This window comes from Microvirga sp. CF3062, from assembly GCF_036314045.1.
In the GTDB taxonomy this organism is placed as follows: Bacteria; Pseudomonadota; Alphaproteobacteria; order Rhizobiales; family Beijerinckiaceae; genus Microvirga.
Genome location: NZ_JAYGGN010000002.1, coordinates 189,217 through 212,199, shown reverse-complemented (window position 1 = coordinate 212,199; position 22,983 = coordinate 189,217). Strand labels below are relative to the sequence as shown.

24 protein-coding genes are annotated in these 22,983 nt (G+C 62.0%); 14 read left to right on the top strand and 10 right to left on the bottom strand.

The window, feature by feature from the left end; genetic code table 11:
• Position 1: 1 nt before the first annotated feature.
• From VB618_RS04470 to VB618_RS04455, 4 genes are all read right to left on the bottom strand, one after another.
• Positions 2-1,330 carry a dihydrolipoamide acetyltransferase family protein gene (locus VB618_RS04470; RefSeq protein WP_329795348.1) on the bottom strand — a complete coding sequence of 443 codons (1,329 nt, stop codon included), beginning with the start codon at positions 1,328-1,330 and terminating at the stop codon, positions 2-4.
• 1 nt (position 1,331) lies between these two features.
• Entirely contained in the window at positions 1,332-2,345 is a 1,014-nt protein-coding gene (locus tag VB618_RS04465; protein ID WP_329795347.1) for an alpha-ketoacid dehydrogenase subunit beta, read from the bottom strand.
• Between the two features lie 3 nt (positions 2,346-2,348).
• Complete coding sequence (locus tag VB618_RS04460; protein WP_329795346.1) at positions 2,349-3,581, bottom strand: 3-methyl-2-oxobutanoate dehydrogenase (2-methylpropanoyl-transferring) subunit alpha; 1,233 nt, start codon at positions 3,579-3,581, stop codon at positions 2,349-2,351.
• 160 nt (positions 3,582-3,741) lie between these two features.
• Positions 3,742-4,413, bottom strand: coding sequence for a GntR family transcriptional regulator (locus VB618_RS04455; protein WP_329795345.1), 672 nt, complete (start codon positions 4,411-4,413; stop codon positions 3,742-3,744).
• Positions 4,414-4,592: 179 nt separating this feature from the next.
• On the opposite strand from VB618_RS04455, the gene VB618_RS04450 reads away from it, so the two are divergent.
• The 4 genes from VB618_RS04450 (at position 4,593) to VB618_RS04435 (ending at position 9,165) form a co-directional block, all read left to right on the top strand.
• The gene (locus VB618_RS04450) at positions 4,593-5,579 is read left to right on the top strand and encodes a sialic acid TRAP transporter substrate-binding protein SiaP (RefSeq protein ID WP_329795690.1); all 987 of its coding nucleotides are present in this window, start codon (positions 4,593-4,595) and stop codon (positions 5,577-5,579) included.
• 68 nt (positions 5,580-5,647) lie between these two features.
• On the top strand, positions 5,648-6,259 hold the full coding sequence (locus VB618_RS04445; RefSeq protein WP_329795344.1) for a TRAP transporter small permease: 612 nt from the start codon (positions 5,648-5,650) through the stop codon (positions 6,257-6,259).
• A 20-nt stretch (positions 6,260-6,279) separates the two neighbouring features.
• A complete protein-coding gene (locus tag VB618_RS04440) occupies positions 6,280-7,629 on the top strand; it encodes a TRAP transporter large permease (protein WP_329795689.1) in 1,350 nt (449 codons plus the stop codon).
• An 18-nt stretch (positions 7,630-7,647) separates the two neighbouring features.
• Positions 7,648-9,165 (top strand): UxaA family hydrolase, encoded by a 1,518-nt coding sequence (locus VB618_RS04435; protein ID WP_329795343.1) that lies wholly within the window; start codon positions 7,648-7,650, stop codon positions 9,163-9,165.
• A 337-nt stretch (positions 9,166-9,502) separates the two neighbouring features.
• Here VB618_RS04435 and VB618_RS04430 read toward each other — a convergent pair whose 3' ends face one another.
• Positions 9,503-9,688, bottom strand: coding sequence for a hypothetical protein (locus tag VB618_RS04430; protein WP_329795342.1), 186 nt, complete (start codon positions 9,686-9,688; stop codon positions 9,503-9,505).
• A 306-nt stretch (positions 9,689-9,994) separates the two neighbouring features.
• On the opposite strand from VB618_RS04430, the gene VB618_RS04425 reads away from it, so the two are divergent.
• From VB618_RS04425 to VB618_RS04395, 7 genes are all read left to right on the top strand, one after another.
• The gene (locus VB618_RS04425) at positions 9,995-10,459 is read left to right on the top strand and encodes a Tat pathway signal protein (protein WP_329795341.1); all 465 of its coding nucleotides are present in this window, start codon (positions 9,995-9,997) and stop codon (positions 10,457-10,459) included.
• 10 nt (positions 10,460-10,469) lie between these two features.
• Positions 10,470-11,156: a MotA/TolQ/ExbB proton channel family protein gene (locus VB618_RS04420; RefSeq protein WP_329795339.1), complete on the top strand. Its 687-nt coding sequence runs from the start codon at positions 10,470-10,472 to the stop codon at positions 11,154-11,156.
• Complete coding sequence (locus VB618_RS04415) at positions 11,156-11,602, top strand: ExbD/TolR family protein (RefSeq protein ID WP_329795338.1); 447 nt, start codon at positions 11,156-11,158, stop codon at positions 11,600-11,602. The genes VB618_RS04420 and VB618_RS04415 overlap by 1 nt, the downstream gene beginning before the upstream one ends.
• 17 nt (positions 11,603-11,619) lie before the next feature.
• The gene (locus VB618_RS04410; RefSeq protein WP_329795336.1) at positions 11,620-12,534 is read left to right on the top strand and encodes a TonB family protein; all 915 of its coding nucleotides are present in this window, start codon (positions 11,620-11,622) and stop codon (positions 12,532-12,534) included.
• Positions 12,535-12,662: 128 nt separating this feature from the next.
• On the top strand, positions 12,663-13,619 hold the full coding sequence (locus VB618_RS04405) for an MBL fold metallo-hydrolase (protein ID WP_329795335.1): 957 nt from the start codon (positions 12,663-12,665) through the stop codon (positions 13,617-13,619).
• Between the two features lie 33 nt (positions 13,620-13,652).
• Entirely contained in the window at positions 13,653-15,260 is a 1,608-nt protein-coding gene (locus tag VB618_RS04400) for an FAD-dependent oxidoreductase (RefSeq protein ID WP_329795334.1), read from the top strand.
• Positions 15,257-15,475, top strand: a complete 219-nt coding sequence (locus VB618_RS04395; RefSeq protein WP_329795333.1) for a DUF2783 domain-containing protein — start codon at positions 15,257-15,259, stop codon at positions 15,473-15,475. Before VB618_RS04400 ends, VB618_RS04395 begins: the two co-directional genes overlap by 4 nt.
• A 13-nt stretch (positions 15,476-15,488) precedes the next feature.
• Here the strand turns inward: VB618_RS04395 and VB618_RS04390 are convergent, their stop codons facing one another.
• The 5 genes from VB618_RS04390 to VB618_RS04370 form a co-directional block, all read right to left on the bottom strand.
• The gene (locus VB618_RS04390; RefSeq protein WP_329795332.1) at positions 15,489-16,193 is read right to left on the bottom strand and encodes an ABC transporter ATP-binding protein; all 705 of its coding nucleotides are present in this window, start codon (positions 16,191-16,193) and stop codon (positions 15,489-15,491) included.
• Entirely contained in the window at positions 16,186-16,968 is a 783-nt protein-coding gene (locus VB618_RS04385; protein ID WP_329795331.1) for an ABC transporter ATP-binding protein, read from the bottom strand. The genes VB618_RS04390 and VB618_RS04385 overlap by 8 nt, the downstream gene beginning before the upstream one ends.
• A complete protein-coding gene (locus tag VB618_RS04380; RefSeq protein ID WP_329795330.1) occupies positions 16,965-17,912 on the bottom strand; it encodes a branched-chain amino acid ABC transporter permease in 948 nt (315 codons plus the stop codon). The genes VB618_RS04385 and VB618_RS04380 overlap by 4 nt, the downstream gene beginning before the upstream one ends.
• Before the next feature lie 2 nt (positions 17,913-17,914).
• A complete protein-coding gene (locus VB618_RS04375) occupies positions 17,915-18,787 on the bottom strand; it encodes a branched-chain amino acid ABC transporter permease (protein ID WP_329795328.1) in 873 nt (290 codons plus the stop codon).
• A 77-nt stretch (positions 18,788-18,864) separates the two neighbouring features.
• On the bottom strand, positions 18,865-19,986 hold the full coding sequence (locus tag VB618_RS04370) for an ABC transporter substrate-binding protein (RefSeq protein WP_329795688.1): 1,122 nt from the start codon (positions 19,984-19,986) through the stop codon (positions 18,865-18,867).
• Positions 19,987-20,365: 379 nt separating this feature from the next.
• On the opposite strand from VB618_RS04370, the gene paaG reads away from it, so the two are divergent.
• From paaG to paaK, 3 genes are read left to right on the top strand one after another with little or no spacing between them, the layout of a single operon-like run.
• Entirely contained in the window at positions 20,366-21,157 is a 792-nt protein-coding gene (gene paaG / locus VB618_RS04365; protein WP_329795326.1) for a 2-(1,2-epoxy-1,2-dihydrophenyl)acetyl-CoA isomerase PaaG, read from the top strand.
• Positions 21,157-21,630 (top strand): hydroxyphenylacetyl-CoA thioesterase PaaI, encoded by a 474-nt coding sequence (gene paaI, locus VB618_RS04360; RefSeq protein WP_329795325.1) that lies wholly within the window; start codon positions 21,157-21,159, stop codon positions 21,628-21,630. Before paaG ends, paaI begins: the two co-directional genes overlap by 1 nt.
• A gap of 17 nt (positions 21,631-21,647) precedes the next feature.
• Positions 21,648-22,982, top strand: a complete 1,335-nt coding sequence (paaK, locus tag VB618_RS04355; RefSeq protein ID WP_329795324.1) for a phenylacetate--CoA ligase PaaK — start codon at positions 21,648-21,650, stop codon at positions 22,980-22,982.
• The last annotated feature ends 1 nt before the right edge of the window (position 22,983 follow it).

The window sequence follows — 22,983 nt, the reverse complement described above, 5'->3', positions numbered from 1 at the left end:
TTCAAGCCTCCACGAAGATCATGGCGGGTGTCTCCAGCAGCGTCTTGATGCGCTGCACGAAGACCGCGGCGTCCCAGCCGTCGACGATCCGATGATCGAAACTGGAGGACAGGTTCATCATCTTGCGCGGAATGAACGTCGAGCCGTCCCACACAGGCCGCACCATGATCTTGTTGACTCCGATGATGGCAACCTCCGGGTGATTGATCACCGGTGTCGTGACGATGCCGCCCATCGCGCCAAGCGACGTGATGGTGATCGTCGAGCCGGCCAGCTCCTCGCGGGTGGCAAGACCGGCCTTGGCGGCTTCGGCCAGACGGGTCAATTCTGTGGCGCAGTCCCAGATGTCCCGCGCCTCCGCATGCCTGACGACTGGCACCATCAAGCCTGAGCCGGTCTGCGTGGCGATGCCGATATGAACGCCGCCGTGCTGGTGAACAACGCCCGCCTCGTCATCATAGATCGCATTCAGGTGCGGCTGCTCGGCAATGGCCTTGACCATGGCGCGCATCAGGAAGGGCAGCAGGGTCAGCTTTGGCCTGTCGGCTCGTTTGGTCGCGTTGAGTGTCGTCCGCAGGTCCTCGAGAGCGGTCACATCGACCTCTTCGACATAGGTGATGTGCGGGATGCGCGACTTCGCGATCGCCATCTTCTCCGCAATCTTGCGGCGCAACCCGATCACCTTGACGTGCTGGACCGATGTGTCCTGAACCAGGCCCTGGGCTCTGGCGACCTGCGGTCCGTGGGTGAGGAACGCGTCCAGATCCTCATGGGTGATCCGGGCAGCAGGGCCGGTGCCGGGAACTTGCCTCAGGTCGATTCCAGCCTCACGGGCTCTCAGCCGAACGGCCGGCGAGGCAATCGGCTTGTCACCCTCCATCCGCGGGACGGAGGGGCGGTGCGCCCTCACAGGCGGGCTCTGCGGAACTGCGGCAGGTTGAGGCCGGGGGGCTTCCCTCGCCTGCTTCTCGACGACGGCATCCGAGGTTTTAACTGCACCATCGGCCTGCGCCTCGATGTCCTTCGGCCGAGCCGGCGCTTCAGGCCCCTTCTCGGATACGTCTCGACCGGAGGCAGCGCTCTCCTCGTCCCCTGTCTTCAGGCGGATCAGGGGAGATCCGATCGCGACGACGTCCCCGATGTCCGCGCCAAGCCACAGGACCTCGCCATCGACGGGAGACGGAATCTCCACTGTCGCCTTGTCAGTCATCACAGCGGCGAGCAGAGCATCCTCGCGCACGAGATCGCCGACCTTGACGTGCCATTCAACGAGTTCGGCCTCAGCGATCCCCTCACCGACATCAGGCATCTTGATCAGGTGCTCACTCATGTCAGGCCTCCACCGTTTCGACGAGCGCGCGCCCGACCCGGGCCGGCCCCGGGAAGTAGTCCCATTCCTGCGCATGCGGGTAGGGTGTGTCCCATCCAGTCACCCGCGCAATCGGTGCTTCGAGCTGGAAGAAGCAGGCCTCCTGCACGAGTGCCGCCAGTTCCGCCCCGAAGCCGGACGTGAGCGTCGCCTCATGGACGATCACGCAGCGGCCCGTCTTCCTGATGGACACCGTGATCGTCTCCATGTCGAGGGGAAGCAGGGTGCGCAGGTCGATGATCTCCGCATCGACACCTGTTTCAACTGCCGCCGCCTGGGCGACATAGACCATCGTGCCATAGGCCAGCACGGTCACGGCTGCCCCCTCACGCACGATGGATGCCTTGCCGAGGGGCAGGGTGAAATGCCCGCTCGGCACTTCGCCGAGGTCGTGCTTCGACCAGGGCGTGATCGGGCGGTCGTGGTGACCGTCGAAGGGGCCGTTGTAGAGCCGCTTCGGCTCGAGGAAGATCACCGGATCGGGATCCTCGATGGCGGCGATCAGGAGGCCTTTGGCATCGTGGGGGTTCGACGGCATGACGGTTTTCAATCCCGACACATGGGTGAACAGTGCTTCCGGGCTCTGACTGTGGGTCTGCCCGCCGAAGATTCCGCCACCGGTCGGCATGCGGACGACGAGCGGACAGGTGAACTCGCCATTCGAGCGATACCGCAGGCGGGCTGCCTCGGACACGATCTGGTCATAGGCCGGATACATGTAATCGGCGAACTGGATCTCGATGCAGGGGTGAAGCCCGTAGGCCGCCATGCCTATGGCTGCTCCGACAATGCCGGCCTCGTTGATCGGTGCATCGAAGCAGCGCGTCTTTCCGTATTTCTGCTGGAGGCCTGCCGTGCAGCGGAAGACGCCCCCGAAATAGCCCACATCCTCCCCGAACACCACGACGCGCTCGTCGCGCGCCATCATCACGTCCATTGCATCCCGGATGGCCTCGATCATCGTCATGCGTGCCATGGATCAGACCCCCGCCTGCTGACGCTGCCGGCGCAGATGAGGCGGCATCTCGGCATAGACCCCGTCGAACATGTCGCGCGCAGACGGCTTTCCGCCGGCATGCAGCGTGCCGTAGCTCTCCGCCTCCTTCTGGGCGGCGATCACCGTATCGAGAATCTCGGCCTCAGCCTGCTTGTGCCGCTCCTCGGACCAGACGCCCCGCACGATCAGATGGTTCTTCAGGCGGATGATCGGGTCGCCGAGAGGCCAGGCGTCGGATTCGGTCTTCGGCCGATAAGCCGAGGGATCGTCGGAGGTGGAATGTGCTCCGGCCCGGTAGGTGACGTATTCGACCAGCGTCGGCCCGAGATTGCGACGGGCCCGCTCGACGGCCCACTTTGCCACCGCATAAACGGCCAGATAGTCGTTGCCGTCCACCCGCAGGGACGGAATGCCGAAACCTATGCCTCTGGCTGCAAAGGTGCCCGACCCTCCTCGGGCGATGCCCTGGAAGGTCGAGATCGCCCATTGGTTATTGACAATGTTGAGGATGACGGGCGCCTTGTAGGTGGAGGCGAAGACGAGGGCGGCATGGAAGTCCGACTCGGCCGTTGACCCGTCACCGATCCATGCTGCAGCGATTTTGGTGTCCTTGCGGATCGCCGATGCCATCGCCCAACCGACCGCCTGGATGTATTGGGTCGCCAGGTTGCCGGAGATCGTGAAGAAGCCGTGCTCCTTGGAGCTGTACATGACAGGCAGCTGGCGCCCCTTCAGCGGATCGCGCGCGTTGGAATAGATCTGGCACATCATGTCGACCATGGGATAGCCGTCCGCGATCAGGAGGCCGGCCTGGCGATAGGTCGGAAAGTTCATATCGCCCGGCGAGAGCGCCCTTCGAAAGGCGCAGCTGATCGCCTCTTCCCCGAGATGCTGCATGTAGAAGGACGTCTTGCCCTGGCGCTGGGCGATCAGCATCCTGGCGTCGAAGGTCCGCAGCGTCATCATGTGGCGCATGCCCTCGATCAGCTCCTCGTCGCTCAGTAGGCCGGCCCACGGACCGACGGCCTCGCCATTGCGGTTCAGAACGCGAATGATGGAAAAGGCGAGATCCCGGATGGTTTCCGGATCGACATCGATCTCGGGCCTGGGCACGGCTCCTGCCTTGGGGATTTTGACATTCGAGAAATCCGGGGTTCCTCCCGGACGAACGGCCGGCTCCGGCACGTGAAGAGACAAGGGGGCGTCAGACGTCATGATTTGTTGTTCTCCTCCGGAGAGAACTAGGAAAGAAACACCGTCTGGCCATAGGTGCAACGATGCGGACATGAGAGCCAAGAGCGGAGTTTGCTGATCCCCAACTTGCTTCTGCTGAATCAGGGATGGTCCGACTCAGCTCAAGCCTCTCGACCTCCCTTCAGGTATGCACGAAGACATCCGCATGCTCGGCCGAGAAACGCCCCAGTTCCTCCATGACCGCCTGGAGATGAGCCGCCATGGCTTGGTGCGCCGTCTGAGGGTCACGGGTTTCAAGAGCTTGGAAGATCTCGCGATGCTCGGCCAGGGTCACGGTATGGCGGCGAGGCGACGAGAGGAGCCGGCGCACCCGGTCGATATTGGCCCGGGACGCATCGATCACGGCAGCCACGCGGGGCAGGTTCAGCCCTTCGACCAGGATCGTGTGGAACACGAGATCGAGGGCATAGAAGCCGGGGCGATCCCCACGCTCGACCGCCTCCTGCTGGGCCTGCAGGTTTTCGCGAAGGGCCTCCAGATCGGCCGCCGACAGGTGTTCGGCTGCCTTTTCCGCCACCATGCATTCCAGAGCCTGGCGGATCAGCATCGATTCCCTGATCTCCGGAAGGCGGATGCGTGCGGCACGGCTGCCACGCTGCGGCAGGATTTCGACGAGCCCCTCCGCCGCAAGGCGCGCAAGAGCCTCCGAGACAGGAAACCGCGAGACCCCGAGGGCAGCGCAAACAGCCCCTTTGTCGATGAACTCGCCCGGCTCGAAATCGAGATCGACGATGGCCGACCGAAGTGAGCGCTCGACCTGCTCGGTCGTGTTCCCCCGCGGTCCACGTTCCAAGGGAATTAGGAATTCGTAGTATTTTCTCTTGTCGAACGCGTCCATATGCCTAACATGTTAGTCCAACCGATGGGCGAAAGCTATCAGCTTGTCGGGTGCTTCCGGTGAGCGGGCTGCTCGCCGATCATCACGAACCGGCCGCAGAGCCGGGCTATTTCGGAGGAACGCCTATGTCATCTTTGACCCGCCGCCTAGCCTTCGGCCTCATCGCCGCCGCGACCGTCGCCCTCCCCGCCCTGCCGGCAAGCGCCCAGACCAAGCTCAAGTGGGCCCACGTCTACGAGACGTCCGAGCCTTATCACAAATGGGCCCTCTGGGCCGGTGAGGAACTCAAGAAGCGAACCAACGGCAAGTACACGATCGAGGTCTTCCCAGCCTCGTCCCTCGGTAAGGAGAGCGACATCAACGAGGGCCTGTCCCTCGGCACGGTCGACATCATCTATACCGGCCAGCTTTTCGCCGGCCGCGCCCACGGGCCTGTCGCCATCGGTGGCGCTCCCTACATGTTCCGCGACTTCGGCCACTGGAACGCCTTCCGGAAATCCGATCTCTTCAAGGAACTCGGTCAGGGATACGAGAAGAAGACCGGCCACCGCGTCGTGAGCCTCACCTATTACGGCGAGCGGCACGTGACGGCGAACAAGGACATCACCAAGCCCGAGGACATGAAAGGGGTGAAGATCCGCGTGCCCGATGCGCCGCTCTACACCATGTTCCCGAGAGCCACTGGGGCCAACCCGACGCCGATCGCATTCGCGGAAGTCTATCTGGCGCTCTCGCAAGGCGTGGTCGACGCGCAGGAGAATCCCCTCGTCACCATCCAGGCCAAGAAGTTCCATGAGGTCCAGAAGAACATCGTGCTGACGGGGCACATCACAGACGCACTTCTCAGCATCGTGTCCGGCGGCACGATGAAGCGCCTCTCGGCCGAAGAGCAGAAGGCGCTGACCGAAGTCCTGCAGGAAGCGGCAGACAAGTGCACCGACGACATCGCCAAGATGGAGAAGGAGCTGGTCGACTGGTTCAAAGGACAGGGCAAGAACATGGTGACGGTGGACCGGGTGCCGTTCCGCGAAGCTGTGGTGAAGATGCACATGGGCCCCGACGCGACCTGGGACAAGGCGGTCTACGATCGTCTCCAGGCCATCAAGGCAACCACCAACTAGCACGACCATCGAGGCTCTCTCCCTCGTGGAGAGAGCCTCACGCTTCTCATTGAGAAAAGCCGGAACGCATGCCCGCAACCCAGACCACCCAGGCTCCCGCCGCGACTGCAACGGGGAACAATGCAGCTCCTCCGGAGGACATCCACCGGGACGTGGATGAGCTGTTCGAGCAATGGCGCGAGGAGGAGACCCATGTGGATCTCTCCGACCTCCGGTGGTCGGATGCCTTGGTGTTCGCGATCTTCTGGATCCTGTTCAGCATCGTCTTCCTGCAGTTCTTCACCCGCTATGTCCTGAACAACTCCTTGGGCTGGACGGAGGAGATCGCCCGGTACTTCCTCATCCTCGTCACCTTCTGCGGCTCGGTGACGGCCATGCGCAAGGGCTCGCACATCGCCGTCGAGGCGCTTCTCGTCTACCTTCCCCGTGAAGCCCGGCACTGGACCCTTGTTGCGGTGGACGGCCTCGTTGCCCTCTTCTGCGGCGCAATGGCGTGGTATGCCTACCAGCTCGGCGCGCTTGCCCCAGGCTACATGGTCTCCATCGACATTCCGAAAAGCTACCTGTACTGGGCGGTTTCCGCGGCCCTGGCTGGCGTGACCGTGCATGCAACCTTACGGTTCCTGCGGCGTCTCCGGCGCCACGAGGCGGATGCTCCTCACAGCCTGACAATCGACTGAGAGCTGATAATTCCATGCTAATCACCCTGATGCTCGTCGCGCTCCTGGTCATGATCGTCATCGGTGTGCCGATTGCGGTGGCACTGGCCGGTTCCTCGCTCCTGTTCCTCTTCGTTGGAAACCTGACCGGTGAGATCACGACCCCGGTGATCACGGTGATCCACCGCATGGTGAACGGAGTCGATTCCTTTCCTTTGCTGGCTGTCCCCTTTTTCATCATGGCTGGCAACCTGATGAACTCTGCCGGCATCACCAAGCAGATTTACGACTTTGCCGTCGCAGCCGTCGGCTGGCTCAGGGGCGGCCTAGGCCACGTGAACGTCGCAGGCTCGGTCATCTTCGCCGGCATGTCGGGAACCGCTGTAGCGGACGCGGGCGGTCTCGGAACGATCGAGATCAAGGCCATGCGCGACCATGGCTATGACACGAAGTTCGCCGTGGGTCTGACTGCAGCCTCATCGACCATCGGGCCGATCATTCCGCCATCCCTGCCGCTGGTCATTTACGGCGTGGTTGCCAACGCGTCGATCAATGCACTCTTCGTCGCAGGCATCATCCCCGGTCTGATCATGGCACTCTTCATGTCAGCCACTGTGGCTCTCTATGCCCATCATTATGGGATCGGGCGCGATGCGAAGTTCGAATTCGGCCGCCTTGGACGCTCCTTTATCAATGCCTTCCTGCCTCTTCTCACCCCCGCCATCATCATCGGTGGCATGAGCTTCGGCCTGTTCACGCCCACTGAAGCGGCCGTCTTCGCCTGCGCCTATGCGCTGCTGCTGTCGACCGTGATCCATGGCAGTCTCAATATGCTGTTGGCGTTACGGGGGCAGCGAGCCCGCTATTCGGTGCTGAGCCTGCGCCAGCTCGTTCGTGTCACCATGGACACGATCGAGACAACGGCTGTAGTTCTTCTCATCGTGGCAGGTGCTTCGATCTTCGGCTGGGTGCTGACTACAACCCGTACCACCGACGCTCTTGGTGAGTGGATCATCACCTATGCGGCCGATCCAATCACCTTCCTGATCCTGGTGAACGTCTTCCTGCTGATCGTCGGCTGCTTTATGGAGACGATTGCAGCCATCACTATCTTGACCCCAGTGCTGCTGCCGGTTGCCATCAAGCTCGGCATCGACCCGGTTCACTTCGGCATCATCATGGTCCTCAACCTGATGATCGGATTGCTGACGCCGCCTGTCGGAATGGTCCTCTACGTGCTGACCCGCGTGGCGAACATTTCCTTCGAGGAGTGCATGAAGGCTTGCGCGCCTTGGCTGATCCCCTTGCTTCTCGTTCTTATCCTCATCACCTTTGTCCCTGAAACCGTCCTTTGGCTGCCGCAATTCCTCAAGGAAAACGGCTACCTTTGATTTTGAAAAGTGATTGCCATGAATACCCCCCGCACAATCCGTCTTTCACCTGATGACAACGTCGTCATTGCCATCGATCTCGTGAGCCAAGGTGCCGACGCTGCCGGTCTGACAGCCCGCGAGCGCATCCTGCGCGGCCACAAGATGGCCGTTGAGCCGATCCGCGAAGGGGATCCTATTCGGAAGTTCGGTCAGATCATCGGCTTTGCCAAGAATCATATTGCGCCAGGCGAATGGGTGCACGAGCACAATGTAGGACTGCACGATTTCGAGCGGGACTATGCCTTCTGCGCCGATGCGAGAGACAGCGATCTGCTTCCGCCGGAACTGCGGGCCACCTTCCAGGGATACCGGCGTGCCTCGGGCAAAACTGGAACCCGCAACTACATCGGCATCCTCACATCTGTGAACTGCTCCGCGTCCGTCGCGCGCTTCGCGGCAGCCGAAGTCGAGCGCTCAGGCATCCTGCGCGACTATCCCGGCATCGACGGTATCGTGGCCATTGTCCATGGCACAGGTTGCGGCCATGCGGCTTATGGCGAGGGGTTCGAGATTCTGCGCCGGACCCAGTGGGGCTATGCCAGTCACCCCAATTTCGCGGGCGTGATCATGGTGGGCCTGGGCTGCGAGGTGTTTCAGATCGGGCGCATGAAGCAGGAATACGGACTCACCGAGACGGACACATTCCGCACGCTGACGATCCAGGAGACAGGTGGCACGCGGAAGACCGTGCAGGCTATTGTCGATGCAGTGAAAGCTATGCTTCCCATCGTCGCGAAGGCGCAGCGGGAGACACGTCCTGCCTCTGAACTCATCCTGGCTCTTCAATGCGGCGGCTCTGACGGTTATTCCGGCCTCACTGCCAATCCCGCTTTGGGCGTTGCCTCCGACCTGCTTGTGCGGCACGGCGGGACATCTATTCTCTCTGAGACGCCGGAGATCTACGGCGCTGAGCATCTGCTCACCCGCCGCGCCGCAACCCGGGAGGTCGGTGAAAAGCTCGTTGCGCGGATCAGATGGTGGGAGGCCTACACGGAGCGTAATGGCGGCGAGATGAACAACAACCCGTCACCCGGCAACAAGGCAGGCGGCCTTACGACGATCCTCGAGAAATCTCTGGGCGCCACGGCCAAGGGCGGGCGCTCCACGCTTCAGGCCGTGTACGAATATGCCGAGCAGGTGAAGGATCACGGCTTCGTCTATATGGACACGCCCGGCTACGATCCTGTCGCCGCAACAGGCCAGGTAGCGGGCGGCGCCAACTTAATCGCCTTTACCACCGGGCGTGGATCCGCTTTCGGCTGCAAGCCTGCGCCGTCGCTCAAGCTCGCCACCAACTCGGACATCTACCGCCGCATGATCGACGACATGGACATTAATTGCGGCGACATCCTCGACGGCGTCTCCTTGGAGGACAAGGGACAAGAAATTTTCGATATTCTGCTGAAGGTGGCTTCCGGAGAGCAGACGAAGTCTGAGGAACTGGGCTACGGCGACCTTGAGTTCGTGCCCTGGCAGGTGGGCGCTGTCATGTGACCAGGAGCGAAGGGAGAAAGCCTCTGCCCGCCTCACCTGCCCTTTCTCTCTCCAGGAGGCGTCAGGGGCGCGGTGCGCCAGGCCGCCATCTGACAATTCTTACCTTAAGGAAGCATCTTTTAACGCTGTGTTAACTATATTCCGGCAACCATGCTCGGGCTGATCCAACATAGGGATCAACACTCTCCCATAAGTGAAGGAGGCACGGATGTACTGCCTCGCTTCGCTTTGGGATGCAGTGTCTTAGGGCGTGACGAGGCCCGCGAATTTATCGCGGGATATGAAAAAAGCTCGGCAGTTTTGGACTAATCATCTGCCGTCAGCCGTTCAACCTGCGTCAGCCCATGACATAAAGCGCCGTTGCAAGGGCCGCGATCCCGCCGACGAAGGCATAAGGATACCAAGCGGGAAAAGGCTTTTCGTGATCTTTGAAACCCACACTGAACTCCTCGATGCAGAGCGTCCTGTTGGTTTCTTGTCCTTTTCCAAAACGGTATTTTTGTGAAGCATGGAGGATGCTCATTCGAGAGCGATCGAGAGCACTCGGCAGACGCGACGCTACCAAAAAGCAGAGAAAATACTTTGAAGGTATTTTAAGGAAGCGAATTCGTTCCCGTTCTCAACACTGTAGGGCCTGTTTTAGAACACCTCTGACTTTCGCATAACCCCTTGATCTTAATGACTTCTCCCAGGTATTTCATCTGATCGTCTCACAAGAAGCTTTCGCTGATCCCGGACCAGCGGACCACAGGGACGCCAGCGTTTTATCTCGCGTCCGTGAGTCTGCGCATTCTGCGCGCTCGTCGATACGAACGAGGAGGAAGAGTTCATGGGGACAAGCACGTGGAACGAGCCTGGATTTTCGACAGGCAGCATATGGGCATGCCTCGCCCTGCTTTTTCCCTTCAGCGGATCGGCTCTGGCTCAGGACCGTGCTTCGCCCACTCCATTACGGATCGAGCTGAACAAGATCGAGGCTGCGGGTGACAACTGCCGAACCTACTTTCTGATCGATAACCAGAAGGGCGACAGCTGGCGCTCGCTGAAACTCGATCTTTTTGCTCTCGACACTGACGGTGTCGCGGCCAAGAGGCTGGCAGTCGAAGTCGGCCCGGTGCCCGGCCGCAAGACCCTCATCAAGCTCTTCGACTTTCCAGGCTTGAGTTGCTCCCGGTTCGGCCGCGTTCTCCTCAACGATGTCATGGCATGCGAGGATGCTGCAGATTCACGGGAAGAGTGTCTGTCCGCAGTCGAGACGTCCTCCAAGATCGACACCGTTTCATTCACGAAATGAGATTGCTGCGATGACTGACACCGTACCCGCCACTCTGCACGATCTGTCATTTCTGGGTCTCTTCCTGCAGGCCGACCCGATCGTCAAAGGGGTTATGATCCTGCTCATCTTGGCATCGCTCGGCTGCTGGACGATTGTCGTCGAGAAGCTCCTGCGTTTCAGAAATGCCCGCTATCAGGCGCGCACCTTTGAAAAGTCAGCCCGCTCGGCTGAAAACCTTCACCCGCAATCTGCCGGGACGACGGGGCGGATCATTGCCGCCGGTCACGAGGCGTGGCGCGATCAGGACCCGTCGGAGAGCCGTGGGGAGCGACGGGAGCGGATCGAGCGGGCCATGCGTGCAGCGCTCTCTGCCGACATGCGCCAGCTTCAGGTAGGACTGCCGTTCCTGGCCACCACGGGATCGGCTGCCCCCTTCATCGGCTTGTTCGGCACAGTCTGGGGTATCATGAACTCGTTCTCCGCTATCGCCGCAAGCCAGGACACCAGCCTCTCAGTAGTGGCGCCCGGCATCGCCGAGGCCCTGTTCGCGACGGCCATCGGCCTTGTCGCCGCCATTCCCGCCGTGATCGCCTACAACAAGCTCACGACCGATCTCGGACGCCTGCAGCAATCCTTTGCGGCGGGCATCACGGCGCTCGGCGACCGGCTCGCGCGCGACCGCAAGCCTCATCTGCGCGCAGAGGCCGCCGAATAATGGGCATGGGACCGCTCCGCGCAGGCGAATCCGACGGCGATTTCGGTGTTGCACCTCTGTCCGAGATCAACGTCACACCGCTCGTCGACGTGATGCTCGTGCTGCTCATTATCTTCATGGTAGCAGCACCGCTGATGACCGTTGGCGTCCCAGTGAACCTGCCGAAGACGGCAGCGGCGAAGGTGTCGCAGCCGAAGCAGCCTGTTGTCATCAGCATCGACGCGCAGGGCCAGCCGTTCCTCGATAAGGATCCGCTCACGCCGGACACGATGATGCCTCGGCTCAAGGCGCTTGCGAGTGCCGATCCGACTCAGGTCGTGCTGGTCCGCGGCGACAGGGCAGTTCCTTACGGTCGCATCGTCGAGATCATGGGACAAGTGAGTGCAGTTGGCTTCAGCAAGGTATCGCTCATAGCACAGGCTCCGAGCGGACTACCGGTTCAGTGAGACCTGCAGCACGTCCGATGTCAGCCCAAAGCATTAGATCGACACAGGAGCCGAGTCGGCTCGGGATTGCCTTCGTCACGGCCCTTGCCCTGCACGGAGCCGTTCTGGGTGGGCTGACGCTTTGGCATTCCACCGAACGTGATAATCCCCCTGGCGAGCAGGAGATCACCATCAATCTTGCTCCCGCCATGGAGGAGGCAGTATCCGTGGCGCCTGCGGAGATAGCCGCGGTGGCAGCGCCCTCAGCAGAACCGGAAACAGTACCGCTGGAACCGGAGACTTTCGAACCTCTGCCGCCTGAAGAAGTACCGGCAGAGCAAACGAAGGAAGTAACCGAACTCCTCGAACCACAAGAACCGACGGAAGTGCCTCCCGTCGAAGCGGAGTTGGCGACAGAGCCCGAGCCTGTGGTGGCTCTTCCCCCACCTGAGATGGTTGTCGCAAAGCCTCTTCAGGAGCCGCCATCCCTGAGACCCGAGCCAAAGCCCGAGAAGAAGCCGCCACCGTCAAAGCCCATTGAGCGGAAGCCTTCTCAACGGCGGGCCGCCGCGCAGCCGCCGCAGCCCCCGTCGGAGGCACGTCAAGGACAGGCATCCTCCTCGCGTGAGAACACAGGAGGAGCCGCAGCCTCGGCCGATCCGAACGTGCTCAACCGATATGTGAGTTCTCTCACCGCAGCTCTGCGGGGTCGTCTGCGCTACCCGAATATCGCACGCAGTCAGGGCGTAAGCGGGCTCGCGACCCTTCGCTTCACCATGGATCGCTCGGGGCGCATTATCAGTGCGACTCTGGTGCGCAGCGCTGGCCATCCAGCTCTCGACCAAGCTGCGCTCGCGGCCGCAGGACCGGGCTCCTCTCTTCCTCCGGCACCGGCGGCTCTTCCTCAGCAGCAATTCACCATCTCAGTACCTCTGCGCTTCAATCTGCGCTGATCGCCCCCGCCTGCTGCAAGAACTTGACGGTCGCGGGGACGGGTTTAACCTGCTCTCAAACAGCGCCTTTGGTCATTTGACCGTCTCGCAAACGACGGAAGAAGGGCTTCGGCAAGCGGGAGGAACACATGACTGAGAAGACTTTCGCCTCGACGGGAGATATGTCCGACAAGACAGTGTCCTTCACCGAGATCGGACCGGATCTCTACGCCTATACCGCCGAAGGCGATCCTAATTCCGGCATCATCGTCGGTGACGACGGCTGCATGGTCATCGACGCACAGGCAACTCCGATGATGGCCGAGGACGTGATCGCCCGCGTGCGGTCCGTGACGGACAAGCCGATCAAGTATGTGGTGCTCTCGCACTACCATGCCGTCAGAGTTCTCGGCGCTTCGGCCTACAACGCGCAGGGCATCATCGCGTCGAACGCCACCTACGACCTTATCGTCGAGCGCGGCGAGCAGGACAAGGCCTCGGAGATCGGCCGCTTCCCGCGCCTGTTCAAGGGCGAGAGCAGCATTCCGGAGGGCCTCACTTGGCCGACGCTCACCTTCGAGAGCGGCATGTCGGTCTTCCTCGGCAAGCGTGAGGTGAAGCTGTTCCATCTGGGCGCTGGCCATACGGCTGGCGATATCGTCGCCTGGGTGCCGGATGCCGAAGTTATGTTCACGGGTGATCTCGTGGAGTACCACTCGGCCTGCTATTGCGGCGATGCCTACCTGCGCGAGTGGCCGCAAACACTCGATGCCATCCTGGACTTCCAGCCGCAGGCCATCGCGCCCGGTCGCGGCGCCGCCCTGCAGGGCAGCCAACAGGTGCGTGAGGCGGTGGCCATGACCCGCGACTTCGTCACCAGCCTTTATGGCGCGGCCGAGCTGTCGGTGGCGCGTGGGCGCTCGCTGAAGGAGACCTTTGCCGCAGCCCGTGCCGTCATGGACCCGAAGTTCGGGGGCTTCGCCATCTATGAGCATTGCCTCCCCTTCAACGTCTCGCGGGCTTTTGATGAGGCCTCCGGAATCGACCATCCGGTGATCTGGACGGCCGACCGGGATCGCGAGATGTGGGCGGCTCTTCAGAGCTGATGCTCGATAGGAGATGGAGGAAGGGGAAGCGCCATGAACACCCGCAAGATCCTCTATCAATACGGCTACAGCCGCTGCCTTGATCAGGATCGCGCCTCCCCTGCCCGGCGTCCTGTTATCGTCATCGGGGCCGGACCTGTCGGATTGTGTACGGCCATCGATCTCGCGCAGCGCGGCATTCCTGTGGTGCTGCTCGACGATGCGGACAGGATCGGTGAGGGGTCACGCGGCATCTGCTATGCCAAGCGCACCCTTGAAATCCTCGACCGCCTAGGAGTTGCAGATCCTTGCCTCGAGAAAGGCGTCACCTGGAAGATCGGCAAGGTCTTCCAGAACAATGATCTCCTCTACGCCTTCGACCTTCTGCCCGAGGACGGGCAGAAGATGCCGGCCTTCATCAACCTCCAGCAGTACTACCTGGAACATGCTCTCGTAGAGCGCGCTGCAGCACTGCCGAATCTCGAGATCCGTTGGCGCAACAAGGTGGCTGGCCTGAAGCGCCGCAATGATGGCGCCACACTCACGGTAGAGACGCCCGAAGGCCTCTATGATCTCGACGCCGAATGGGTTATCGCCGCCGATGGCGCTCGCTCCGCCTTACGCGGGATGCTCGGTCTCGTATTCCAGGGCGAGGCTTTCGAGGATCGTTTTCTGATCGCCGACGTGAAGATGAAAGGTGATTTCCCGCCCGAGCGCTGGTTCTGGTTCGATCCACCCTTCCACGAGGGTTACTCCGCTCTGCTGCACAAACAGCCGGATGATGTTTGGCGTATCGATCTGCAGCTCGGGCGTGACGCGGACGTGAAAGCCGAGCAGGCACCTGAGCGTGTGATCCCGCGGCTCAGGCAGATGCTGGGTCACGACGAATTCTCGCTTGAGTGGGTCTCGGTCTACACCTTCCAGTGCCGTCGCTTGGAACGCTTCGTGCATGGCCGCGTGGTCTTTGTCGGAGACGCAGCCCACCAGGTCTCGCCCTTCGGCGCACGAGGCGCGAATTCCGGCATTCAGGACGCGGAGAATCTGGCGTGGAAGCTTGCTTTCGTCCTCAAAGGAGAGGCGCCGGATAGCCTGATCGAGTCCTACGATGTCGAACGCTCCGCCGCAGCCGATGAGAATATCGCCCACTCCACCCGTTCAACGGATTTCATCGCACCCCGCTCGGCGCAGGAGCTTCGCTTCCGCAATGCTGCTCTGTCGCTCGCGCGCCATGCTCCCTTTGCCAAGCGAATGGTGAATTCCGGCAGGTTGTCGATGCCATCCACCTATGAAACGCCCCTTTCGACACCGGATGTGGACCCTTGGTCCGGCTCTGCCCGTCTCGGCGCCCCTGTTCCCGACGCTCCCATGCGAGATCGCAGCGGACGATCAATCTGGTTGCTGGAGGCGCTCCGCGGTGAGGAGACGATCCTGCACGTCCCGAATGGGGTTCAGCCACCACCGAACGGCTCTCGCGTTCTCGTCCTCGGGGCTGATCTTATCGACGAGCACGGCATCTTCGCGCAGCGGTTCGACGCGAGGCCTGGGAGCACTTATCTCGTGCGGCCTGACCAGCACCTCGCAGCACGCTGGCGCCACGGAACACCCTCGCTGATCAAGGGCGCCTCGCGACGCCTGCGAGGCCTTGAGGGAGGGCATGCATGAGCGCGCTTGTGACTGAAAACCGTTTGGCCGATCCGGACCGCAGCTATCGCGCCCTGATCGAGGCTCATCGCGGATTGTCAGATGAGGAGAGTGCGGCGCTCAACAGCCGCCTCGTCCTGATCCTTGCCAACCATATCGGCGAGCATGCCGTGCTCCAAGAAGCCATTGCCCTTGCGAAGCAGAGCATTGAGCCGGTGAAAGCCACATCGGAGTGATGGGGTCGGCGAGTTACGCAATGCCGAGATAGGCCGCCTTCACCTGGGGGTCAGCGAGCAGGGAAGAACCCGTTCCGCTGTAGGCGACCTTGCCGGTCTCAAGCACATAGCCGCGATCGGCGATACCTAAAGCCGCGCTGGCGTTCTGCTCCACGAGAAGCACCGTGATCCCGTCCTTCCTCAGGGAAACGATGGCATCTAGGATCTGGTCGACCAGGAGCGGCGACAATCCAAGCGAAGGCTCGTCCAGCAGCAGGAGCTTCGGGCGCCCCATCAGGGCCCGACTGATGGCCAGCATCTGCTGCTGACCGCCCGACAATCCACCAGCCAGGAGATGACGCTTCTCGGCCAGGATCGGGAACATCGCGAAAACCCGGTTTCGATCCTGCTCGATCTCCTTGTCACGCCGCCTGTAGGCGCCGAGCCTCAGGTTGTCGTCGACGGTAAGAGGTCCGAATACCTGCCGGCCCTCGGGCGACTGGGTGATGCCGAGCTCCACCCGCTGATGAGACGGCAGGCGATCGATGCGCTGTCCGTTGAAACGGATCTCCCCACCGGTCATCGGCTGCACACCTGAGAGTGTGCGCAACAGCGTCGTTTTTCCGGCACCGTTCGCGCCGACGAGCGCCACAACCTCGCCGGTGCGCACCTCTAGGCTGACGCCTTTTAGGACCTCAATCCGGCCATAGGCGCTGCGCAGGTTCTCCACCTCAAGCACGGGCAGCCTCCCGGGCGCCGTGCTGTCCCAGATAAGCCTCAAGGACCTTTGGATCATCGCGCACCTCCCGCGGCGTTCCTTCGGCCAGCGGCCTGCCTCGCTCCAGAACCAGGATCCTGTCGGAGATTTTCATCACGAGCTTCATGTCGTGCTCGACCAGCACGACGGCGACACCCCTATCGGCAACCTGCCGGATCAGATGATCAATTTCCTCGGTCTCGACAGCATTGCAGCCGGCAGCCGGCTCATCGAGAAGCAGCACGCGCGGCTCGGCGGCAAGAGCGCGGGCAATCTCAAGACGCTTGCAGGCACCGTAGGGGAGCGAGCCGGCCGGCACGTTGGCCACATCCTTCAAGCCGACATAAGCAAGAAGATCGAGCGCCGCAGTGCGCGTCTCCCGGTTTTGACGCGTCACAGACGGGGTTCTGAACAGCGCCGGCAGAAGGCTGCACTTTTCCCGAAGGTGGCGCCCGACCATCACGTTCTCGCAAGCCGTCATGCGCTGGAAGATCTGCAGGTTCTGGAACGTGCGGGACAGCCCGCGCGCCGCCAGCTTATGCGGCGAAAGACCGGTCACGTCCTCATCGGCCAGATGAATCGTGCCACGGCTTGCTGCATAGATGCCGGACACGATGTTGAAGAGGGTCGTCTTTCCGGCGCCATTGGGGCCGATGATCGAGAGGATCTGCCCCGAACTCACGGAGAAGCTCACGCCATCGACGGCCTTCACACCGCCGAAGGAGATGCCGATATCCGTTGCCCTGAGGATCGTCATGACCGTGCCCTCCTCAGCAAGAGGCCCGAGAGGCTCGGCACGATGCCGTTGCGCATGAAGATCATGGACACGATGATGATAAGCCCGAGCAGGAGATGCTCGTATTCGGCGAAGATCGTCAGCGCCTGCGGCAGCGTGACAAGGACGGCGGCGCCGATAATGCTGCCGACGACGGATCCAAGGCCACCGAGCACCACGATGGTGACGAGTTCCACGGAGTGCAGGAATCCTGCCTGATCCGGATTGATGAAGCCGTTCATGAAAGCCAGCGCAGAGCCTGCGATCGAGGCATAAACGGCCGCGATCACGAAAGCCTGCAGCTTGAAGCGGGCGACATCGACGCCCACCACCTGGGCGGCCACTTCGCTGTCGTGCAGCGCACGGAAGGCCCGTCCCGTCGGTGTCTCGTCGAGGTTGAGCGCGATCCAGGTTCCGACGAGCAGGAGGGCGCCGGTCACCCAATACCAAGTATAGGACCCGCTGACGCGCCAGCCGAACAGGGTCAGCCGCTCGACCGGCATGCCGTCCGGCCCGCCGGTCCATCTGCTCTCTGTCGAGATCACGAGCGCGACGAGCACGCCGAGGCCAAGGGTCGCAATGGCCAGATAATGCCCTTTCAGCCGCAGGATCGGGCGCCCCACGAGATAGGCGAGCACGGCGGACAGCGCGGCTCCGATGAGAAGCGCCGCCCAGGGCGGGATGCCGAGATGCGTTGGCCCGATGGCAACGGCGTAAGCTCCGATTCCGAAGAACGCCGCATGGCCGAGGCTGACCTGTCCCGCCTGCCCCATGAGGATGTTGAGGCCGATGGCGGCCAACGCCGACACCCATACGAGCGACGCCACGCGGAAATAGTAGCTCGAGGGAAAGAGGAACGGGAGCACGGCGATAACCACCGCCAGAATAGCAAGGATCATGAAGCGCTGGTTCAGGCGAGCACCCATTCTCACACCCTCTCAACGGCTCTGCGTCCGAACAGCCCCTGCGGGGCTGCGAACAGGACGATGAGAATGACCAGGAACGCGAAGGCGTCCTTGTAGGTGGAGCTCAAATAGCCCGCACCAAAGGCCTCCAGCAGACCAAGCAGAAGCCCGCCCACGACAGCACCCAACGGGTTGCCCATGCCTCCCAGCATGGCGGCGGCGAAACCCTTCAGGGCCAACAGCGTACCGACATCGTAGTTCGTCAATGTGATCGGCGTCACGAGAATGCCCGCGATGGCTCCAATGGCGGCGGAGCCTCCGAAGGCAAGTGCCATGATCGTGGTCGTGTTGATGCCGACCAACCGTGCTGCCAGCCTGTTGGCTGCTGTTGCCAGAACAGCCTTGCCGAGGAGCGTGTGCTCCAGAAAAACGTAAAGCGCGACCACAACGACTGCGGTTCCGCCGAGAACCCAGAAGCTCTGCGGCTGCACGGCCGCGCCCAGGATGTCGATCGGCGCCTCGCCCGTGAAACCTGGAAGCTTGTGGAACTGCTTGTCGAAGACGATTGCGGCAATGCCGCGAAGCAGGATCGATGCCCCGATCGTGATGATGATGAGGGTCACGGCCGATGCCCCGCGGGCAGGCTCGATGGCGAGACGGTGGAGGAGCAAACCGATGACCACAGCGGCCACGACCGCGATGACAGCAGCCAGCGGCAGCGGCACGCCGGCGGCCGATACGAACACCGTCACCATACCCCCGAGCATGACGAACTCGCCTTGCGCGAAGTTCACCACGCCGGATGCGTTGTAGATCAGCGTGAAGCCCATCGCGACCAGCGCATAGACGGCGCCCACCGTCAGCCCGGAGATGAGAAACTGGAGGAACTCGGCCATGATGATGTCCTGGGATCGTCAGATTGACCAGCGGGAGGCTGATGAACCCGCCTCCCGCTGGTCTCTATCACCGCGGATCAGCTGCCTGACGCCACCAGGTTCCAGTCGCCGCCCTTGATCTCGAGCATGCGGAACGCCGAGAGATCGAGGCCGAGATGATCGGTCGCCGACATGTTCACGATGCCCGCCGTGCCGACGAAGCCCTTGGTCTTCTCGATCTCGTCACGGATCTTCTGCGAATCCGTGGAGTTGGCGCGCTTCATGGCCTCGACCAGGATGAAGAGGCCGTCATAGGCATGACCGCCGAAGGTCGAGACAGGCTGCTTCGTGGCGCTCTCATACGCCTGCTTGTACTCGGTCACCACCTTCTTCTGCGGATCGCTGTCAGGCAGCTTGTCGCCCACGAGCAGGGCCGCGGCCGGCAGGCGAACACCTTCCGCCGCAGCACCCGCAAGATCGATGAAGCTCTTCGAGGCGACGCCATGGCTCTGGTAGAACGGAATGGTGTTCATCCCGAGCTGAGCATAGTTGCGGGTCACGATGGCGGGACCCTGGCCGAAGCCCGGATTCACCACCGCCTGCACGCCGGCCGTGCTCTTGATCTTGGTGAGCTGAGCGGTCATGTCGCTGTCGCGCGGCCCGTAATTCTCGTCGGCGACGATCTGCATGCCGTAGGTGGGCGCGACCTTCACGCATTGCGCGCGCATGGACGCGCCGAAGCCATCGGTGCCGGAGATCAGGCCGATCTTCGTCAGATTGCGCCTTTTCAGGTCCTCAAAGATCTTCTCGCACGCCATCTTGTCGGTATGTGGCGTCTTGAAGACGGACTTGCGCACGGGATCAATCACCTCGATGGCGCCCGCGAGCGAGATGAAGGGAATCTTGGCGTCCTCGAACACCGGGATCATCGCCATGGTGCTGCCGGTCGTCGTGCCGCCGACCATGGCGATCACTTCGTCATCCTCGACAAGCCGTGTCGCGAAGGTGCGCGCCTTGTTGGCATCGCCCCCATCGTCATAGATCACCAGCTCGATCTTCTTGCCGGCGACGCCGCCAGCCGCATTGATCTTTTCAACGTAGAGCCGCAGCGTCTTATCCTCAGGCTCTCCGAGGAACGACGACGGACCGGTGACCGAGAGAACCGAGCCGATCTTGACGGTATCCTGCGCGAGAGCGGCTTGTGACATGCCAATCGCCATGGCGCTGGCGACCAATAAGCTTTTGAACGTTGCTTTCGAGTTCATCTGTTTCCTCCTGGTTCGTTGTCGGCGGTTTTCTTGTTGTTGCGCAGGCAGCGGGGCTCAAATGAGCCTGCGGTTCGTTGCGGAATTGAAGCACGGGGATCTGGGAGACAGCAGCATGACGCACGTCGAAAAAACGTCAGCACTCAAGCTGCGGCGCATGGCGTGCGCATCCTGTCCGTCGTCGAAAAATGCCATCCTGTCTGCTCCCTTGAGGGCCGAGTGTTGGCTCATTGACGCTGCTTCTCCAATCAATATAATTGACCGAACGGTTGGTCAATACTACACAAGATGCAGAAAGCCCGCTTGCCATCAGCGATAGTTTGGGAGGGCCACGGTGGAGACTGATCTCATCCTCACGGAGCGGCGCGAGGGATATCGCGTCATCACCCTCAACCGGCCCGATCGCCTGAACTCCTTTAACGAGGCCATGCATGCGGCATTGATGTCCGCGCTCCTCGAAGCTGAGGCTGACGACAGCTGCAGGGCGGTCGTTCTGACGGGTGCCGGACGCGGGTTCTGTGCGGGCCAGGATCTCTCAGACCGTGTCTTCAGCCCCGGACAGGTGCCGGATCTCTCCTCCACCCTTGAGCGGCTCTACAATCCCCTCGTGCGCAAGCTGCGCGACCTGCAGATGCCGGTCATCTGCGCCGTCAACGGCGTCGCGGCCGGTGCCGGGGCCAATATTGCGCTCGCCTGCGACATCGTTCTGGCGGCCCGCTCGGCGAAGTTCATTCAAGCTTTTGCAAAGCTCGGCCTCGTACCCGATTCCGGTGGAACCTGGTTCCTGCCGCGCCTCGTGGGACCTGCCCGTGCGCGCGCTCTCGCGCTCCTGGCGGAGCCCGTCATGGCAGAGCAGGCGGAAGCTTGGGGCATGATCTGGAAAGCGGTCGATGATTCCAGCCTGATGGATGAAGCCCATCGTCTTGCCGCTCACTTCGCAACGCAGCCCACTGCCGGACTGGCACTGATCAAGCAGGCGCTCGATGCCTCGCAGACGAACGACCTCGACCGGCAGCTCGATCTCGAACGCGACCTGCAGGGCCGGGCTGGCCGCACGCCGGATTACATGGAGGGCGTAACGGCCTTCTTCGAGAAGCGGCAGCCAAAGTTTACCGGGAGAGCCTGATGGACGCATCCTCTTCCGCAATCGCGGCACATGATATCGCGCAAGCCTGCGCGCAGGCCATGTGGGCCGAGGATCAGGCGAGCCAGGGCCTCGGCATGGTCGTGGAGTGGGTTGCGCCGGGCGAGGCCGTTCTGTCCATGCCAATCCGACCCGATATGACGAACGGCCATGGCATCTGCCATGGCGGATTCATCTTCACGCTCGCCGACTCGGCCTTTGCCTTCGCGTGCAACACCTACAACCAGCGCACCGTTGCCCAGCACTGCGCCGTGACGTTCCTTCAGCCGGGTCGCAGAGGCGACACGCTGACCGCTCATGCAGTCGAGCGCAATCGCTCCGGCCGCTCCGGCATCTACGATGTCACGGTTCGCGATGGCCGGGGTGAGGTCGTCGCCGAGTTCCGGGGACACTCGCGCACCATTGCCGGCACGCTGCTCGCATCCGCCCCAGGCAGCGGCGCTCAACAAGAATGACAGGATGGGAGGTTTCCTTGGCCGAAATCCCGCTTCGCAAGCTCTCCGAACTCAAGCCTCAGCCGGCGCAGCTCGACCGTGTCGAACTGGCCTCGCGGGACGAGCTTGCTGCTCTGCAGCGCGAGCGTCTCGCCTGGTCCCTGCGTCATGCCTACGAGAACGTGCCGCACTACCGGGCAACGTTCGATGCGGCGGGCGTGCATCCGGATGATTTCAAGGATCTGAGCGACCTCGCCAAGTTTCCCTTCACCACCAAGACCGACCTGCGCGACAATTATCCGTTCGGCATGTTTGCCGTACCTCAAGATCAGATCGCCCGTGTGCACGGCTCATCCGGCACCACCGGAAAGCCCACGGTCGTCGGCTACACCAAACGCGACATCGATACCTGGGCCGACGTGATGGCCCGTTCGATCCGCGCGAGCGGCGCACGTCCGGGCATGAAGGTGCACGTCGCCTACGGTTACGGTCTCTTCACTGGCGGATTGGGCGCGCATTACGGCGCCGAGCGCCTCGGCTGCATGGTGATCCCCATGTCGGGCGGCATGACCGAGCGCCAGGTTCAACTCATCAACGACTTCCAGCCGGACGTGATCATGGTCACGCCCTCCTACATGCTGGCGATCCTCGACGAGTTCCGGAAACAGGGCCTCGATCCCCGCAAGTCCTCCCTGAAGATCGGCATCTTCGGCGCCGAGCCCTGGACGAACGCTATGCGCACAGAGATCGAGGAAGCCTTTGACATCCATGCGGTGGACATCTACGGCCTCTCGGAAGTAATGGGACCGGGCGTCGCGTGCGAGTGCATCGAGACCAAGGACGGCCTGCACATCTGGGAGGATCATTTCTATCCCGAAGTGATCGACCCTTACACCGGCGAGGTGCTGCCGGATGGAGAGGAAGGCGAACTCGTCTTCACGTCGCTGACGAAGGGGGCGATGCCGGTCATCCGCTACCGCACCCGGGACCTGACGCGCCTCATGCCTGGAACCGCGCGCAGCATGCGCCGCATGGAAAAGGTCACGGGTCGCACCGACGACATGATGATCATCCGGGGCGTCAACGTTTTCCCCAGCCAGATCGAGGAAAAGCTCCTGACCGTTCCGGCCCTCTCCGGCCATTACCAGATCGTGCTGACCCGCGAAGGACGCATGGATCAGATGGAGATCAAGGCCGAGATCAGGCCCGAAGCCGACTATCCGGAAACCCGGAAAGCCGCAGCAGACCGCTTGAGTCAGGCTATCAAGGAGACTATTGGCATTACCGCCCAGGTCAACGTCCTGGATCCGGAAGGCATCGAGCGCTCGCTTGGCAAGGCGAGGCGCGTGATCGACCGCAGACCGAAAGAATAGC

Excerpts from the sequence above, each read along its gene's own strand:
- VB618_RS04470 (WP_329795348.1), bottom strand. The coding sequence starts at position 1,330 with ATGAGTGAGCACCTGATCAAGATGCCTGATGTCGGTGAGGGGATCGCT.
- VB618_RS04465 (WP_329795347.1), bottom strand. The coding sequence starts at position 2,345 with ATGGCACGCATGACGATGATCGAGGCCATCCGGGATGCAATGGACGTG.
- VB618_RS04460 (WP_329795346.1), bottom strand. The coding sequence starts at position 3,581 with ATGACGTCTGACGCCCCCTTGTCTCTTCACGTGCCGGAGCCGGCCGTT.
- VB618_RS04445 (WP_329795344.1), top strand. The coding sequence starts at position 5,648 with ATGCCCGCAACCCAGACCACCCAGGCTCCCGCCGCGACTGCAACGGGG.
- VB618_RS04435 (WP_329795343.1), top strand. The coding sequence starts at position 7,648 with ATGAATACCCCCCGCACAATCCGTCTTTCACCTGATGACAACGTCGTC.
- VB618_RS04430 (WP_329795342.1), bottom strand. The coding sequence starts at position 9,688 with ATGAGCATCCTCCATGCTTCACAAAAATACCGTTTTGGAAAAGGACAA.
- VB618_RS04425 (WP_329795341.1), top strand. The coding sequence starts at position 9,995 with ATGGGGACAAGCACGTGGAACGAGCCTGGATTTTCGACAGGCAGCATA.
- VB618_RS04420 (WP_329795339.1), top strand. The coding sequence starts at position 10,470 with ATGACTGACACCGTACCCGCCACTCTGCACGATCTGTCATTTCTGGGT.
- VB618_RS04415 (WP_329795338.1), top strand. The coding sequence starts at position 11,156 with ATGGGCATGGGACCGCTCCGCGCAGGCGAATCCGACGGCGATTTCGGT.
- VB618_RS04410 (WP_329795336.1), top strand. The coding sequence starts at position 11,620 with ATGTCAGCCCAAAGCATTAGATCGACACAGGAGCCGAGTCGGCTCGGG.
- VB618_RS04405 (WP_329795335.1), top strand. The coding sequence starts at position 12,663 with ATGACTGAGAAGACTTTCGCCTCGACGGGAGATATGTCCGACAAGACA.
- VB618_RS04400 (WP_329795334.1), top strand. The coding sequence starts at position 13,653 with ATGAACACCCGCAAGATCCTCTATCAATACGGCTACAGCCGCTGCCTT.
- VB618_RS04395 (WP_329795333.1), top strand. The coding sequence starts at position 15,257 with ATGAGCGCGCTTGTGACTGAAAACCGTTTGGCCGATCCGGACCGCAGC.
- VB618_RS04385 (WP_329795331.1), bottom strand. The coding sequence starts at position 16,968 with ATGACGATCCTCAGGGCAACGGATATCGGCATCTCCTTCGGCGGTGTG.
- VB618_RS04380 (WP_329795330.1), bottom strand. The coding sequence starts at position 17,912 with ATGGGTGCTCGCCTGAACCAGCGCTTCATGATCCTTGCTATTCTGGCG.
- VB618_RS04375 (WP_329795328.1), bottom strand. The coding sequence starts at position 18,787 with ATGGCCGAGTTCCTCCAGTTTCTCATCTCCGGGCTGACGGTGGGCGCC.
- VB618_RS04370 (WP_329795688.1), bottom strand. The coding sequence starts at position 19,986 with ATGGCGATTGGCATGTCACAAGCCGCTCTCGCGCAGGATACCGTCAAG.
- paaI (WP_329795325.1), top strand. The coding sequence starts at position 21,157 with ATGGACGCATCCTCTTCCGCAATCGCGGCACATGATATCGCGCAAGCC.